General features: G+C 71.1%; 12 protein-coding genes and 3 pseudogenes. 4 read left to right on the top strand and 11 right to left on the bottom strand.

Going from position 1 to position 15,261, the window contains the following annotated elements:
* Positions 1-48: 48 nt before the first annotated feature.
* The 8 genes and pseudogenes from IEZ20_RS32810 to shc all read right to left on the bottom strand — a co-directional run bounded on the left by IEZ20_RS32810 (position 49) and on the right by shc (position 8,690).
* On the bottom strand, positions 49-906 hold the full coding sequence (locus tag IEZ20_RS32810; RefSeq protein ID WP_229896392.1) for a hypothetical protein: 858 nt from the start codon (positions 904-906) through the stop codon (positions 49-51).
* Between the two features lie 229 nt (positions 907-1,135).
* Positions 1,136-1,316 (bottom strand): annotated as a pseudogene (locus IEZ20_RS40905) (transposase); the annotation flags it as partial.
* Positions 1,317-1,458: 142 nt separating this feature from the next.
* Positions 1,459-2,715: an FAD-dependent monooxygenase gene (locus IEZ20_RS32820; protein ID WP_189305432.1), complete on the bottom strand. Its 1,257-nt coding sequence runs from the start codon at positions 2,713-2,715 to the stop codon at positions 1,459-1,461.
* Positions 2,712-4,046 (bottom strand): cytochrome P450, encoded by a 1,335-nt coding sequence (locus IEZ20_RS32825; RefSeq protein ID WP_189305434.1) that lies wholly within the window; start codon positions 4,044-4,046, stop codon positions 2,712-2,714. Before IEZ20_RS32825 ends, IEZ20_RS32820 begins: the two co-directional genes overlap by 4 nt.
* On the bottom strand, positions 4,043-5,077 hold the full coding sequence (locus IEZ20_RS32830; RefSeq protein ID WP_189305436.1) for a polyprenyl synthetase family protein: 1,035 nt from the start codon (positions 5,075-5,077) through the stop codon (positions 4,043-4,045). Before IEZ20_RS32830 ends, IEZ20_RS32825 begins: the two co-directional genes overlap by 4 nt.
* A gap of 1 nt (position 5,078) precedes the next feature.
* Entirely contained in the window at positions 5,079-5,987 is a 909-nt protein-coding gene (locus IEZ20_RS32835) for a UbiA family prenyltransferase (RefSeq protein WP_189305438.1), read from the bottom strand.
* Positions 5,984-6,724 (bottom strand): methyltransferase domain-containing protein, encoded by a 741-nt coding sequence (locus IEZ20_RS32840; protein ID WP_189305440.1) that lies wholly within the window; start codon positions 6,722-6,724, stop codon positions 5,984-5,986. The genes IEZ20_RS32835 and IEZ20_RS32840 overlap by 4 nt, the downstream gene beginning before the upstream one ends.
* A 106-nt stretch (positions 6,725-6,830) precedes the next feature.
* Positions 6,831-8,690, bottom strand: coding sequence for a squalene--hopene cyclase (shc, locus tag IEZ20_RS32845; protein WP_229896393.1), 1,860 nt, complete (start codon positions 8,688-8,690; stop codon positions 6,831-6,833).
* Between the two features lie 140 nt (positions 8,691-8,830).
* Between shc and IEZ20_RS32850 the strand changes: the two genes are divergently transcribed.
* The 3 genes and pseudogenes from IEZ20_RS32850 to IEZ20_RS32860 all read left to right on the top strand — a co-directional run bounded on the left by IEZ20_RS32850 (position 8,831) and on the right by IEZ20_RS32860 (position 12,016).
* Positions 8,831-9,970 (top strand): FAD-dependent oxidoreductase, encoded by a 1,140-nt coding sequence (locus IEZ20_RS32850; protein WP_189305445.1) that lies wholly within the window; start codon positions 8,831-8,833, stop codon positions 9,968-9,970.
* 125 nt (positions 9,971-10,095) lie between these two features.
* Positions 10,096-10,356, top strand: a pseudogene (locus IEZ20_RS32855) (methyltransferase domain-containing protein); the annotation flags it as partial.
* Positions 10,357-10,756: 400 nt separating this feature from the next.
* Entirely contained in the window at positions 10,757-12,016 is a 1,260-nt protein-coding gene (locus IEZ20_RS32860) for a hypothetical protein (protein ID WP_189305448.1), read from the top strand.
* A 408-nt stretch (positions 12,017-12,424) separates the two neighbouring features.
* Here the strand turns inward: IEZ20_RS32860 and IEZ20_RS32865 are convergent, their stop codons facing one another.
* The gene (locus IEZ20_RS32865; RefSeq protein ID WP_229896394.1) at positions 12,425-12,670 is read right to left on the bottom strand and encodes a DUF6042 family protein; all 246 of its coding nucleotides are present in this window, start codon (positions 12,668-12,670) and stop codon (positions 12,425-12,427) included.
* A 22-nt stretch (positions 12,671-12,692) separates the two neighbouring features.
* The gene (locus IEZ20_RS32870) at positions 12,693-13,304 is read right to left on the bottom strand and encodes a hypothetical protein (RefSeq protein WP_189305450.1); all 612 of its coding nucleotides are present in this window, start codon (positions 13,302-13,304) and stop codon (positions 12,693-12,695) included.
* 39 nt (positions 13,305-13,343) lie between these two features.
* Between IEZ20_RS32870 and IEZ20_RS32875 the strand changes: the two are divergent.
* Positions 13,344-13,552 (top strand): annotated as a pseudogene (locus tag IEZ20_RS32875) (transposase family protein); the annotation flags it as partial.
* A gap of 84 nt (positions 13,553-13,636) precedes the next feature.
* On the opposite strand, the gene IEZ20_RS32880 reads toward IEZ20_RS32875, so the two are convergent.
* Positions 13,637-15,040: a protein kinase domain-containing protein gene (locus IEZ20_RS32880; protein WP_308434715.1), complete on the bottom strand. Its 1,404-nt coding sequence runs from the start codon at positions 15,038-15,040 to the stop codon at positions 13,637-13,639.
* Positions 15,041-15,261: the final 221 nt, after the last annotated feature.

The following is a 15,261-nucleotide window of genomic DNA, read 5'->3' on the forward strand; positions in this document are numbered from 1 at the left end:
TCGACGTCACCGACGATGACGGCGAGCACGACCACTACACGTGCAAGTTCACTGCGAACTCCGATACGAGGCCGAACCAGACCTGGATGCCTTGGGAAGCTTCGACTCCTGGTTCTTCCACGATGCCGATGCGGAGCTGGATGAGTGGTTCGCCGCTATGGAGGGGCGTCTCGCGCTGCTACTCGGTCGCAGGCCCTCCGAGATCGATCTGTACGAGGAGCCGGTATAGCTGTTCTTGCGGTGCGAGGTGGCAGGCTTCGTCATGCGAGCAGGACACGCTTGCGCAGGAGGTCGAAGCCGGCGCGGTCGAACATCTGGCGCGAGCGTCATGATCCGGTTGACGTGGCCTTCGACGACGCCGGAGTTCCAGGGCAGCGTCAGGCCGGCGATGACCGCGTTGCGGTCGCGGTCGATGCCGGCGGCGAGAGTGTGGAGGCTGGGCAGGTCGTCCTGGCGGACGGCGTCGAGCCACTGCGGGAGTCGTTCACCCTGGCGCTCGGTGAGCATACGGGCGAAGGACCGGACGTGACCGGTCAGGGCATCGAGTTCGGGGCAGTTGGCCAGGACGACCTTGAGCCGGAGCTGTTCGATCTCGGTCAGCGTCTCGGGTCGGCTGAGGATCCATCGCGTCACCACGCGGGGTGTCGGCGACCGCGCGGCGACCGGTCGTGGCGAGGTGCGCTTCTCTCGGAGGTAGGCGCTGACCCGGCCGTAGCTGCCGCGATGGCCCAAGGGGACGATCTCCTCCCGGAGCTTCCAGGCGTTGGTGCAGCCCTCGTCCCAACGTGTGTCCAGGTAGGGCTTGTACTCGTCGAGGACGGAGGTCCGGTTGCGCTGCCACTGGCCGCGAACGAGGTCTTCCGGCTTCGCAGCGTCGGCGAGGCTCTTGACGGTGCGGTGGGTCATCTGGAGCTGACGCCCGATGGAGTGACGGTTGTGGCCAGTTTCCAGCAGTGCGTGGACCGTGGCGTGCCTGGCTCGGACACGGTTGGCGAACCGATCGCTCCCCATGGCGAATCCGCCTTCTCCTCGGGCGGCGCAGGTGGTTCGGCCTTCGTCTCGCGATCGGGGGCCATGACGCGAAGGCACTGGCGATGTCGGGCGACAGCCGGCTCAGCGGCCTCCCCGAGGTTGTGCCACGAATGCCAGCGGTCCGCGACCTGCTTCGCCTGGGGTGCCCCGGCAGTGGCGCCTTCCGCGAAGAGCGGGGCGCGGTCCCGGCAGACGACCTCGATCCCTGGCCGCTGGGTGAGCCAGGCGGCCAGGCTCGATGCTTCTCGATCAGGCAGGAGATCAATCGGCCGGCGGGTATCGAGTCGCAGACCGCCGACGGGCACGCGCGCCTCGATGTGCGCACCAACGGCGCCAACGGCATCGTCCTCGGCTACGAGCCTCAGCTGAGCGCCCAGGCAGCCCGCGGAATGCGGGCACGGGAGGTGTTGGGGGGCATGCGGGCCTTCAGCGGACCCGGTCGGCCGCGTGGCGGGCCACCGTCCACGAAGGGTGCGAATTCACCTGGGACACAGTGGCCTCGGTCAGCTCCCTGTAGCCGTTCGCGATGGCCTCGGACTGGCCGGCGGGCAGCGGACCGCCGTGCTCAGCGGCCCTGGCGATGATCTGTTCTGGTCCCAGGTTCCGGTTGCTCAGCACGATGGCATTGACCGTCGGGCGGCGCAGCTCGTCATAACGGCGTAGCGCGGCCACTGGATCGTGCTCCCGCGCCAGGCACCAGGCCAGCACCCGGGCGTCGACGACGGACTGCGACCCACCGTTCATCCCCATCGGGAACATGGGGTGCGCGGCGTCGCCCAGCAGTGTGACCCGGGCGAAGCTCCAGCGGGGCAGCGGGTCCCGGTCGAGCATCGGGTATTCGAAGATCGCCGAGGAGTTCCCGATCAGGGTGGGCAGGTCTATCCAGGGCAGGTTCCAGCCCGCCAGGCCGGCGCGGGCCTCCGACAGCGGGACGAGGCGGCTGGAGCGGTCCAGCGGTGCGGCGGACGGGATGTGCCGCGTCTCCAGCACCCAGTTCATCAGGGCGTCGCCGCCCTCGGTCGCGGGGTCCTCAATGGGGTAGGCGACGAACTTGTCACCGGGGCTGCCTCCGGCCACGACAATCGAGCGGCCCCCGAGGATGTGCGGGTACGGTGCGACGCCGCGCCACATGTGCACGCCGTTCCAGTGGGAGGGCCCCTCCTGCGGGTGCAGTTGGGCACGGACGGCGGAGTCGATGCCGTCGGAACCGACCAGCAGGTCGGAGTCCTCGGTCACCGGGGTGCCGCTCGCCCGGTCCAGGAAGTGGGCCCGGACGCCGCCCGCGGTCTGCTCGAAGCGCTGGAACCGCAGGCCGGTGCGGATGGTGTCCGGCCCCAGGCGCTCGCGCGCGGCGGCGAGCAGCAGCAGGTGCAGGCGGCCGCGGTGTACCGAGTACTGGGGCCAGCGGTAACCGGCGTCGACGCCGAGCGGTTCCTCCCACACGGGCGAGCCGTCCCGGTCGTGGTAGCTCAGCCGGCGCGGGCGCAGGGCTATTGCGTCCAGCCCGTCGGCCAGGCCCAGTTCGGCGAGTTCCCGCACGGCGTGCGGCAGCAGGTTGATCCCCACGCCGACCGCTTCGATGGTCCGCGCCGCCTCGTACACCCGTGGCTCGAAACCGGCCGCGTGCAAGCTCAGGGCGCTGGTCAAGCCGGCGATGCCCCCACCCACGATCGAAATCCTCATGCGCGCGAGTCTGCCTTTCGTCGGCGCACCACGACCGGGACTCCCCGGCGCGGGCGCATGGCCATGATGCTGACCGGGGTCACCGGGCCGGACGGTGTCAAGTCGGTCCGTCGGAGCAGCTCCACGAGGATGGTCTTGAGTTCGGCGGTCGCGAATGGCGCGCCGATGCAGCGGTGGCGGCCGCCCCCGAAGGGCAGGAAGCCGGCCGGGGTCACCTCCCGGTGCAAGGGATGGCGCTTGTGCCACCGCTCGGGGACGAACAGGGAGGGCTCGGGCCAGACCCGCGACATCCGGTGCGTCACGTACGGGCTGATTGCCAGGCGGGTGCCGGCCGGCAGCCGGTGGCCGGCGAATTCGACGTCCTGGGCCGTCACCCGCGGCAGGACGACCACGGGCGGGTGGAGGCGCAGCGCCTCCTGCACCACACCGTCCAGGTAGTCGAGTTTCTCCAGTGCCTCCACGGTCACCGGAGCTTCGCCGAGCAGCGACGTGACGGATTCCCGGGCCCGCTCCCAGATTCCCGGGGTGCTCAGTGCGGCGTGCACCACCCACGCCATGGCGGCACTCGTCGTCTCGTAACCGGCCACGATCAGGCTGATCACCTGGTCCTGGATCTCACTGTCGTCGAGCGGGCAGCGCTCGCCGGCCCCGGCCGCGAGCAGTGCGCCGAGGCCGTCCCCGTCCGGTTCGGGATGCCGGCGCCGGTGCTCGATCTCGGCCTGGACGCGCGCGGCGACCCAGCGACGGGCCCGTTTGGCCCGGGCGGTGACCGGATTGGGGAGGCGGGTGAGGAAGAGTTGCAGGCCGAGGGGCAGGTCCGTGGCGTCGAGGGCGATCTGCAGCCGAGCGCCGATGGCGTCGTTCTGGGCGGCCAGCCGGGAGCCGTAGAGCGACTCGACGGTGTTGCGGCGGATCAGCGCGCGCAGTTCCCGGTAGAGGTCGACGCGCTGGCCTGTGACCCAACCGCTCACGGTGGCCGCGGTGTTGTGTGCCATGAGACGGACGTAGTCCTCGATGCGGCGGCGGTGGAAGGCGGGCAGTACCAGGTGGCGGCGCCTGCGGTGGCCCTCGCCGTCGCTCACCAGCAGGGCGCTCTCCCCCAGCACCGGCAGCATCACCTCGAAGGAGTCACGCCAGGAGAACAGGTGGGGGTTGGCGAAGACGAAGGAGTTGGCCTCCGGCCCGAAGAGGAAGGTCGAGCGCTGACGGCCGTACCCGACCTCCACCACGTCCCCGTGGAGGCGCTGGGCGCGCAGCATCCCGGTGAACGGGTCGGTGGCGAACCGCAACACCTCGGCGGGCGCGAGCCTGGGAATCTTCGCGGTGGTCATCGCGCCGCCTCCGCGGGTCGAGTGGTCCTGGGCGGGGTGTCGAGCAGTTCCGCCACCTCGGGAAGGAGACGGGCCAGCATCCTTCGCAGCGCCGTCACGCCGGCGGGCCGAGGCAGGCCGGCGGCTTCCAGGCGGTCGAAGGCGGACCTCAGCCGGCCGGCCGCGGTGCCGGCGGCCCGATCAAGTGCACCGCACTCGCGCAGGACGGCGACCACCTCGGCGACCGTCCGGTCCCGAGGAGACGCGGACAGCAGCGGACGCAGCCGGTCACCGGCCGCCTCCAAGCCGTAGAGGACGGGCAGGGTGTAGACGCCGTTGCCGAGGTCCCGGCCGGCGCCTTCGCCCGGTGCGGTGAGGTCACCCAGGTCGTTCCAGATCTGGAAGGCCACTCCGAGGTGGTGGCCGAAGGCGGACAGAGCCTCCTGTCGGCTTTCGTCGGCGCCGGCCGCGAGGGCGCCCAACCGCGCGCTGAAGGAGATGAGTTCGGCGGTCTTGCCGGCGACAGCGGCGAGGTAGCCGGGGACGGTGCGGCCCACGTCGCCGGTCTCGCGGAGCTCGATGAGCTGCCCGACACAGATCCGCCGGGCGCAGCGTGCGGCGGCGGTGGCCGCCTCCGGGCCCAGTGCGCCGGCGAGCCCGAGCGCGGAGGCGAGCAGATAGTCGCCGACCACCAAGGCGGCGTCGTCGCCGTAGCGCGCGTTGACGGTGGGCACGCCGCGGCGAACCTCGGCCCGGTCGCACAGATCGTCGTGGCACAGGGAGGCGAGGTGCAGCAGTTCGACCGTAGCGCCCGCGGTGACCACCTGCTCACTGACCGGGGCGTCGGCACCGACCAGTCCAGCGGAGCCGAGTACCAGGGCGGGGCGGAGGAGTTTGCCCGGGTGGCGGATCAGATGCTGCAGTGCGTCCTCGATCGGCGGGTCGTCCAGCGTCAGCTCCTCGACGACTCGGTCGCGGACGCGCGACAGGTCGCCGGCGAGCCGGAGGAGATCCGGGTCCGGCGGAGGGGAACTGGTACCAGCAGACGGCATCTCAGATCCACGCTCCCGTCGCGAAGAGCACGAAGTCGGCGATCATCAGGTAGTACAGCCAGGCCCAGGAGGCCATCGACGGGCCGATCCGGGACCGGGCGACCGCAGCGACCAGCGCCGCGGCCCACGGCAGCGTGAGCAGCGGCAGCAGCACGCCGACCGCGTGCAGACGCCAGGCCAGTACGGCGTCGACCAGGTAGAAGCCGGTCAGACAGCCGCCGTACAGCAGCTTCGTCACCGCCGGACTGATGACGTGCGGCAGGGTCGTCTTGCCGACCGCGGCGTCCTTCTCCGTGTCACGGGCGTTGTTGTGGAGCATCAATGCGGCGAACAGGAACCCGGGGCCCAGGGCCGCGAGCAGCAGGGTTGCATCGACCCGGCCCGCGTTCAGCCAGGCGAGGATCAGTGTGACGCCGAAGCCGGTCACCGCGAAGTCCAGCAACTCGCCCAACGCCCGGTGGCCCAGTGGCCGCGGGCCGCCCGCGTAGCCGAAGTAGGCGAGGTAGCAGAGGGCGATCAGGAGCAGCAGCCACCAGGTGGTGGTGACGGCCAGCACGGTGAGACCGGCCCAGGCGACGGCGAAGCAGCCGAGCCCGGCCAGTCGGAGCCGGCGCATGTCCAGGCCTTGCGCGAGGGCGCTCTCGGGCCGCACCCGGTCCGTCTTGTCGAGGCCGCGTACGTAGTCCTCGTAATCGTTCACGTAGCGCCGTCCGACACAGTCCGGCACGAGGACGAAAAGGGTCAGCGCCACCCGCCAGGGCTCCAGCGGATGCACATGGCGGGCGGCGGCCACCGCGTACAGGCCCTGCAGCACGATGACCAGGACGAGTGGCGGCCCGGCAGCCACCAGCCAGGCCCGCGGTCCCGGCCGGGTCCGGACGGGCGTCGCCGTCGCGCGCTCAGCCGTCACCGTTCGCTTCCCGGGGCAGGCGGGCGCTTGGTACCGATCGCCTGGAACATCACATTGGTGGAGCGGGTGGGGGACATCGGAACCGTCGACCGGAGCTTGAAGAACCAGGGGATGAGCGCGCGGGCCTGCGGCCAGAGCCCGTACAGGCGCAGTTCCACGCCGCCGAGCGCGGCGGCCTGGACCAAGCGCAGGCGGTTGACGAAGAGCCGGTGGTCGTGACAGCCCTTGGGAGCCATTCCGGGCAACGGGAGGTTCTCGGTCAGCGTGACGATGAGGATCCGGGCCAGGAAGGTGTCGGCGATGGTGTCGAGCAGCAGGGTGCCGCCCGGGCGGAGAATGCGGCAGCATTCGGTGACCACGGCGTACGGGTCCGGGACATGCTCCAGGCACTGACCGGCGACCACGACGTCCACGCTGTCGTCCTCGAACGGCAGCTTGGCCACGTCGGCCAGGACCGTCTCGTCGACACCGTGGGCGGCGGCCACCTCCAGCGAGCGCTCGGACTGGTCCACGCCGATGTGCCGGTAACCCTTGCCGGCCAGGTGCGGGTGGAGCAGACCGCCGCCGCAGGCGACGTCGACCAGCCGGGCGCCGGGCCGGTCGGCCGGTGGGATGCGCCGGCCGCGTTCGGCCGCGATCCAGCCGAGCGCGGCGAAGGGGCCGCGCGGATCCCACCACTGGTCGGCGAGGTCGTCGTACTGGGTGAGGTCGTTCGCCTTGACTCTGGGCTTCTTCACGGGACTCCGTTTCTGGTGGTCACCGGTGGCTCGGGGCAGCGCAGATCCAGGACGGGACGGGGCGGCGGCGCCGGTTCCGGACGGCGGCCGGTGACCCGGGGCGGCATCAGCGCTGGTAGCGCCCGAGCGCCATGACGGGGAAGAGGTGGCGGTACAGGGGGTAGCTCATGTAGAACTGCCGCGGCAGGACGGTGCCGGTGAACGGCTCCTCGTCCCAGCCGCCGTCCTCCCGCTGGGCCGCGACCAGCCATGCCAGCCCCCGGTCGACCCGGTCGTCGTCGGCCGGCAGACCGGCCGCGTGCAGGGCGAGCAGTGCCCAGGAGGTCTGGCTGGGGGTGGAGGGCCCGCGACCGCACCACGCCGGGTCCTCGTAGGAACGCAGGCTCTCGCCCCAGCCCCCGTCCGAGTTCTGGTGGTCGGTCAGCCAGTCGATAGCGCGCCGCACCGGTGGGCTGTGCGGCGGGACGCCGGCGCTCAGCATCGCGGTGACCGCCGCTCCGGTGCCGTAGAGGTGGTTGGCGCCCCACCGGCCGAACCAGGAGCCGTCCGCGGCCTGATGACGCGTCAGCCACCTCACGGCGGCCCGGAGCCTCGGATCGGCCTGGAGGCCCTGGCGGGCCAGACTCTCCAGGGCGTGTGCGGTGATGTCCGGGCAGGGCCGGTCGGTCAGTTCGGTGAAGTCGAGGGTGCTGAGGCGGGATGCGGCCCATGAGGTGTTGTCCGCGTCGTAGGCACCCCAGCCGCCGTCCGAGGACTGCATGGCCAGCAGCCAGGCCGTACCGCGAACGGTGGCGCCGCGCAGTCGGGCGGCCTCGACGGGGTCGGACGCCGTCACCCTGGAAAGCGCCTCGATGACCACCGCCGTGTCGTCGCAGTCGGGGAATGCCTGTTCGACGAAGCCGACCGACCAGCCGCCCGCGGCCCGCCCGGGCCTGGCCATGGCCCAGTCACCGTGCGCGGTGACCTCCTGGCCGGCGAGCCAGCGGGCGGCCCGCAGCAGAGCGGGGTGGTCGGTGCCGAGGCCGGCGTCGGCCAGTGCGGTCACGCACAGGGCGGTGTCCCAGACCGGTGTGGGCATGCAGTTCATCCGGCGGACGGGGCCGTCGGCGCTGTCCTGCCATACGGCGAAGCCGTCCAGCCCGCGCAGTCCGGCGCGGATCGCGGGGTGCTCCTTGCTCAGGCCCGCGGCATGGAGGCCGAGGAGGCAGAACACCGAGGCCACGTTGCAAGCCAGCCAGGCGCCGTCCGCCTCCTGGCGGTCGACGATCCACCGGACGGCACGCTTGACCGCCCGGCGGCGCGGCAGGCCGAGCGCGTGCTCGTTGTACCAGCCGGCCGCGCGGTTCACCGCCCGGAGGGCTGGTGGCAGCGTGACCGGGGCGGGGCGGCGGGTCCACAACTCCTGCGTCCGGAAGCCCGGGTCGTGGCAGGGCCTGGTCCGGTGGACCAGGCCGAGCGGCACCATCGCCAGCCGGGCCCAGGTCGACAGGCGGTAGAGCGACAGCGGAAAGCGCGGAGGCAGCAGCACCGCCTCGGTGAGCACGGTGGGCACGGCCCGCCAGTCCTCCTGGCCGAACAGGGCCAGCCACAGGTGTGCTTCCAGGCGGCAGCGTTCGGCGCCCCCCTGGCTGCGGACGAAACGGGCCGCGGCCGCCATGTGCGGTTCCTCCGGACCGTCGCCGGCCAGCCGCAGCGCAACGTAGGCTTCTACGGTGGTGGACAGGTCGCCGGGGCCTCCCGGGTACAGGCCCCATCCGGCGTCGGGTAGTTGTCGGGACCGGATCCAGCGGGCGGTCGCCGCGAGGATGCGCTCGTCGCGTACCCCCAACAGTTCGCGGATGAAGAGGTCGACCGCGTCGACCATCACATTCGCGTCCGGACAGCGGGACCACCAGCCCTCCGGTTCCTGGATCGACAGCAGGTGGTCCACTCCACGGGAGACGGCAACCTTCAGATCAGTGCGCACGATAGTGACCCTCGGTATCTGGACTGCAGGCCAGTAGCGGGTGGGACGTGACACTTGAGGACTCTCGTCCTTACTGTATGAGCGTGGGCGCCGCATTGCTCCCACTCGCCGATGTATTCACAAATGGGGGATCAACTTCCATGCGAGTACTGGTAGTTGGTGCGGGCATCGGCGGTCTGGCGCTCGCCCGGGGACTGCTCACGACGGGACACCGGGTGACCGTGCTGGAGCAGGCGCCGAGCCCCCGGACCTCAGGCTCGGCAATCACTGTCTGGAGTGGAGGAGTCGGCATCCTGCGCGCGCTCGGAGTCTCCACCGACGGACTGGGCGCCCGGATCGACCGGTTGGAGACCCGGACCGACGCCGGGAGACACCTCTACGCCATCGACGTCGGGTACGCGGCCCGCCGACTGGGCCATCCCGGCATCACCGCGCCGCGCCGCGAGTTGCTCGCCCGCCTCGCCGACGGCCTGCCGGAGGGCACCATCGCGTACGGACGCCGGTGCGCGCAGGTCAAGGAGGACGGCTCCGGCGTCCAGGCCGTCTTCGTGGACGGCGGCACGGTCGAGGGTGACCTGCTGGTGGGCGCCGACGGCCACCACTCCGCCGTTCGTCGGCAGTTGTGGGGGCACGACCCGACCGTTCCGGCCGGCTGGGCGACCTGGCAAGGCCTCGCGGACCGTCGTTCCCGGATCACCGGTCCGCACCACGGGCTCATGATCAACGGCCGGGCCGGCTTCTGCGGACTGCTGCCGGCCGGGCCGGACACCCTCCAGTGGTGGTTCAGCCTCCCGTGGCACCCCGGCACGGCCGGGGCACCCGCCCTGCCCTTGCTCCGTGAGCGCTTCGCCCGCTGGGCGGCGCCTGTGCCGGCGGTACTGGAGGGCCTTCGGGAGACGGAGATCGAGATGTTCCCGCACCACACCCATCGGGTCCGCCGGGTCTGGGGCACCGGACGCTCGACCCTGCTCGGCGACGCGGCTCACACGATGCCGCCCATCGTCGCCCAGGGCGCCAACCAGGCACTGGAGGACGCCTGGGTGCTCGCCCGGTTGCTCGCCCACCGGTCGGGAAACCCCGTCTCGGTGCTGCGCCGCTACGAACACCTCCGTTCCCGGCGGGTCTCCCCGATCGCCCGGCTGGCCGCCACCGAGTACACCTACCGCTACCACCCGCCGCGCTACGACCGCATGGTGCCCAGCTCCCTGGTGACCCGCGCGTACGCGTGCTGGCTGTACGCCACCAGCGACTTTCTGCGCGGCCGCGAGCGCTCGTGGTAGCCGCCAGGGGAAAACGCCTCCACACAGCGCGGCACTGTCGTCGCGGCACTGCCGTCAGTGAGGGAGAGCGCCCCGTTCGAGGAGCGATCAGGGCCCTCGGCGACAAGGGACCGTAACCTCTGGCCGTGCCCGGGACATCGGTGGCGCACTTCTACGCCGAACTCGCCGACGACTACCACCTGATCTACGCGGACCGGGACGCGAGCATCCGTCGGCAGGGGGACGCCCTGGACGCTCCGATCGGCCGGGACCGAGTGGCGGTGCTCGACTGCTCCTGCGGCATCGGCACGCAGGCCATCGGCTTGGCGCTGCGCGGGCACCGCGTCACCGGGACCGACCTCAGCCCGCGGGCCGCCGCCCGCGCTGCCCGTGAGGCCGCGCGCCGAAGCTGGTGAAAGGCCGCGCCGGATCGGCCGCGGCTGGCGTCAAGCACGTTGCGTTCGTGGGGAACGCGCCGCAACCCCCGGCCAGTAGCGGAACCTTGAATAGGTGTTTGCAGATCCGGCGACCGGTGTCCCATGCGGCCGTACGCGCCCGACATGCCTTCGAATCGAGCGAGGGCGAGCTGCAAAAGCATGCCGTGAAGCGAATAAAACGTGGAGGCCGCGTGAATTATGGCCAACCTGGTGATCACTTGCACGCGCGTAGACCTCGCGTGACACCGGGACCCCGGCAGTGCCCGCCTGCCGCGCCGAGCCAGGCATAAATGACTCAAAATTGAACTGGTGGCCGACGGACACACCTACGGTTTGCGGCGGTTGCCGTTCCACCGAGAGGAAACCCCTCATGACCGCCGCCGACAGCGCACCGATCACAGCCCACATCCTCACCGGCTATCGCGTGGAGGACGGCTTCGTGGCCGTGGGGCTGAACCCGCCCCCCGCCGAGTACGTCTGGCACGACGAAGACGCCGAGCAGCAAGAGGAGCGGGACGGCCCGGGCGTGGGATACCACCAGTGGCTGGCCATCGACGCGCAGAGCGGTGGGGTCTGGTTCGGGGACGTCGACTGGCGAGCCTCGCGCGAGCACCTGGAACGCCAGCTCCCCGGTGTCCCGCGCAGCGCACTCGGCGATGGGACACTGCCGGCCCCCGGCGTTCTCGTGCACCTGCTGACCCACCTTGCGCACGACGAACGGCGCGGCTACTCCTGGCGCTTCTTCACGGCCGAGGAGTTGCATGCGCTCGCGCTGCGCACACTGCCCGCCGTACAGCGGCTCGTGGACTCGATCCACCGTACGGGACCGGCCGGCGAACTGGAGTGGTCCGCCGAGGCCGCCACCGCCTGGGACGACATCGAGCAGGCCGCCACCTACACCTTCGCTCCCTCCGGAGACGTCGTCTGGCCCCGGCTCCGGATGAGCCCGGTCCCCGCGTGGCGGGTCGAGGTCGGCGCGTTCCTCGCGAGAAACCCCGACTTGTGCGACCCGTCCTGGGGAGTGGCCACCGACGCGGAACTGGAGGCTTACGCCGACTACCGGCCCGACTCGGGCTACGGCGGTGTCCCGGGGCGGATGTGCCGCGCCGCCGACCGGCAGATCGAGGACGGTTTCACCTTCTACGGCCATCGCGCCGCCCTGTACGCCTATCGCGCCACGGCGTGCGGCGACCGTTCCCCGACGGAGGCCCGCACCTGGTTGGAGACGACAGAGGCCGGCAGGGACACCTGGGAGGCGGCCAAGCCCCCCGGAGCCACGCTCGCCGATGTGCCCGACTGCGTGCTGGCGGCCCTGGCCGAACGCTTCCAGAACGCCGCGCACGAGGAGGGGTTGGTGCTGACCGGTCTCCCCGCCTATCTGCAGCAGTTGCGCGCCGACGAACGGGCCGCCGTCGACCGGCAACTCGCCTACGAAGGCGAGGAGGTCGAACGCCTCGAAGGCATACTCAAGGACCTCCGCACCGCGCGGAACCGCACCGTGACCCGGATCCTGGCGTGGGCCGACGGCCGCGACGACGCGGAGATAGCCCGCCTGGCCTCCATCCCCCCTGACGACGTCCGTGACTGGCGGGTCCGCCTGACCACCGAACAGGCCACGGCGACGCCTTGAGATCCATTTCCCGACCGGAGCGGAGGTGTCGTCGCCACTCGCCGCGCCACGGGATGCTCTGCGGTTCGTTCTCCACGCCCGTTGGACCCCCTGGGTCCGGGTGGTGTGTGTTGTCCTCCGTACCGTGAAGCCGACCGTACCTGCGGTGGCGCCCCTCAGCCGTCGATCGGGGGAATGTCGTCCAGGCCGCTCCGGAGAGAACCTGATGGATCGTGTCGTCCAGGGCACTGGCCGCGTCAACGACGGTCTCCAGGCCGTTGGGGAGCAGGTCCTTCTTTCGGTTCCAGTCGCGCAGGTGGCCGACGTCGACGTGCGCAAGGCACTCAGCATCGCGAGGTTGCGGCCGAACTTCTCGCGCAGGCCGGCCACGATGGCCGATTGCCGAGGCGCGGTTGCCGCGGAGCACGATCAGGCGCGTGTCGCTGGTCCCCAGGGTGCCGTGCGCGGCCTCAGACACCCGCGTCTCACCCGGATGCGGTTCTCGTGGAAGTGCTCCCAGTCCATGACCAGGCGGAAGCGGCGGTGGGCCTCCAGGCGCTCCGCGTCGGGCGGCTCCTCGCCGCGCTGGACACGGGCATCGCCGGATTTCACGAGCTCCGCGAGAGCGAGCCGGACGTCGTCGCCCTGGCCCGTAGCTGCCGCCAGCCGGTCCACGGAGGTGAGGGTCTCTGTCGGTTCACCCGGATCCGTAGCCCGCCCCGCACAGTGTGGCTGTCGGTGTGCGAGGAGCGAGGGTTTGGACGAGGCGGAGCACGTCACCCATCGCCGTCCCGGTCCGGGGAAGGTGGTCAGCCCGCGCAAGGAAGACGAGGGCGCGGTACTCGGCGAGCGGCCGGTGCTGGTCCTCGTCCAGGACGAAGGCGACGGTGTGGCCGTCGCCTCCCGGGATGACCGCGCGGGGCTGGGACGCGCGCAGGTTGGGCCAGTAGCGGCCGTGTGCGAACCCGGAAGCCACCCGCCAGGCGGCGCCCACCTTCACGGCGGTCAGGCCCGCGGCCGGTGCGGCGGTGAGCAGGATCTGGTGGGTCCTGGGTGCGGACAGCGGGGCCAGGCCGAGCTGCTCGGCGAGGGCGCGTATTTCGGCCCGGCGCTGCCCACCGGTCATGCCGCCGCCGGATGGGAGGTGGCCGGTGTCCGTCTCGTGCTGCTGCCGGTTGCGCATGTCCTCGTCCCACAGCGACAGGGCGCGGCGTCGGCGCTTGCTGCCCCCGGCAAGGTAGTCCGCCAGCGCGAGCAGGCCGAGGCTGATGCCGTGGAAGTGGCCCCGCTTCGTGAGCCGGAACGTCATGTGAGCTCCCAGCCGGTGCTGGCCTGCATCCTGCTTCGCCGTGTTCCCTACCGGCTGACCGGCGGGAGACCCTCTCCGCAGGCCAGAAGGAGGTGAACCGGTACCACGCAAAGATCCGGGCCCTCGTCGAGCAGGCCGTCGCCACCCTCAAGTCCTGGCGGCTCCTCCGCAAACTGCGGTGCTCGACCACCCGGTTCACCAACCTCGTCCAGGCCGTCCTCACCCCTCATCTGACCAGCTCAGAGTGAGGGTGGAAAGCCTCACTGTCGCCCAGGGCCCCTGGCAGAGGTGCTCGACTGGGCCGTCCGGCACATTGCGGCGGCACGTGGCGATCAGCGAGATGAGCGTGGAGAGCCAGTTCTCGTCGTCGTGCTCGGCAGTGTTCGTCCAGACCTCGATGCGGAACCCGCCCGGCGCGTTCTGATCTCGCGCGTGCAGTACAGCGCGATGGCCGACACGCCTATGGCGAGGGGGACCCATTGCGGCTGGACGAAACCGACGTACTGAAACCAGACCCGACTACCCGAGACCAGCTGTGTGGATGATCCCCATACCGCGGCGGCGTTGACGCCGACGAGGGCGTAGCCGATTCCGCGCGTCCGGCGTTCCGTCCGGGAAGTGAGGGCCGCGGCCATTGCCAGGAGGCCCGCCAGCGACAGCATGGAGATCCCGCCAGGGGGCAGCCAGTAGCCCCAGTCGATGCTGTCGTCCGCCGCGGCGGACGCGACCACCATGGCGTAGGCGCAGAAGAGGAGCGCCGACGGGAGAAACCGGAGCGGCAGGGCCACGCGTGCCTGCCAACGGGGTCTTGCCTGCACGGCGAACCATACGATCAGCCCCACAGTGGCGATGGCGACTGCGCCGACGCCGCTGGCTACGTCGCGGCCGTCATAGGCTCCGTCGATATTGGCCGCGGTCACCGTGGCGGCCACCAGCATGATGAGGAACCAGACCGCGATCGCGATCCAGGACCGCGGCGCAACGGGCTTCCGGGGAGAGGGGCCACCGGGGGACGACGACGGCCGAACCTCTGTCAGCAGTGCGGTGGCCGCCGGCACGGGCTCGGGCGCGTCCGCAAGCCTCCGCAGGGCCTGAGCGGCGTCGGCGGCACTCGCGTACCGCTCTGTGGGATCCTTGCGCAAAAGTCTGAGCAGGACAGCGTCCCAGGCCTCTGGCACACCCGCGGCCACGGAACTGGGGGCGGGTGGCTGCTGGCTCAGATGCGCCGTCAGATAGCCGACGTTGTCCGGTGCCTGGAACGGCAACCTGCCGGTGACCAGCTCGAAGAGCAGGCAGCCCAGAGCGTACAGATCGCTCCTCGGTTCCGGGTGGCCGCGCGCCTGCTCCGGCGCCATGTACGGGGGCGTGCCCACGATGAATCCGGTCTGGGTCAGCCGGTCAGCAGTCGCGTAGGGGTCGGCGGCGCGTGCGACACCGAAGTCGAGGACCTTCACCGTTCCGGAAGGTGTGACGAGGATGTTGGACGGCTTGATGTCCCGGTGCATGATGCCGTGAGCGTGCGCGTCACCCAATGCGTCACATATCTGAGCGCCCCACCGGGCCGCCTCGGCCAGGTCGACGGAGCCTTCGCGGAGCTTGACGTCGAGCCCTTCGCCCCGCACCAACTCCATGACCAGAAAGGGCACGGTGCCTCTCTGCGTATCGCTCTCGCCGAGATCGTGGACGGACACAATGTACGGATGCTGGAGCCGGGCGGTGATCCGTGCTTCGCGCAGGAAACGGGCGCGGGCCTCATCCCCACGGCTTTCCCCCCCCGGCGAGAAGGGAGATCACTTTGACAGCGACCTGCCGGTCCAGCGTCTCGTCCCGCGCCTCCCAGACCTCGCCCATGCCGCCCTCGCCAAGCTGCCGGACCAACCGGTAACGGCCTCCCAGAAGCTGGCCCTCCACCGCGCCCTCCCCGTCGTGGACTCACCTGTGCGCCGTCGCCCCGAGC

The sequence above is a fragment of the Streptomyces cinerochromogenes genome (assembly GCF_014648635.1).
Taxonomy (GTDB): Bacteria; Actinomycetota; Actinomycetes; order Streptomycetales; family Streptomycetaceae; genus Streptomyces; species Streptomyces cinerochromogenes.

Bases quoted from the DNA above. Each gene is read 5' to 3' on its own strand.
- IEZ20_RS32810 (WP_229896392.1), bottom strand. From the start codon at position 906: ATGACCCACCGCACCGTCAAGAGCCTCGCCGACGCTGCGAAGCCGGAA.
- IEZ20_RS32820 (WP_189305432.1), bottom strand. From the start codon at position 2,715: ATGAGGATTTCGATCGTGGGTGGGGGCATCGCCGGCTTGACCAGCGCC.
- IEZ20_RS32825 (WP_189305434.1), bottom strand. From the start codon at position 4,046: ATGACCACCGCGAAGATTCCCAGGCTCGCGCCCGCCGAGGTGTTGCGG.
- IEZ20_RS32830 (WP_189305436.1), bottom strand. From the start codon at position 5,077: ATGCCGTCTGCTGGTACCAGTTCCCCTCCGCCGGACCCGGATCTCCTC.
- IEZ20_RS32850 (WP_189305445.1), top strand. From the start codon at position 8,831: ATGCGAGTACTGGTAGTTGGTGCGGGCATCGGCGGTCTGGCGCTCGCC.
- IEZ20_RS32860 (WP_189305448.1), top strand. From the start codon at position 10,757: ATGACCGCCGCCGACAGCGCACCGATCACAGCCCACATCCTCACCGGC.
- IEZ20_RS32870 (WP_189305450.1), bottom strand. From the start codon at position 13,304: ATGACGTTCCGGCTCACGAAGCGGGGCCACTTCCACGGCATCAGCCTC.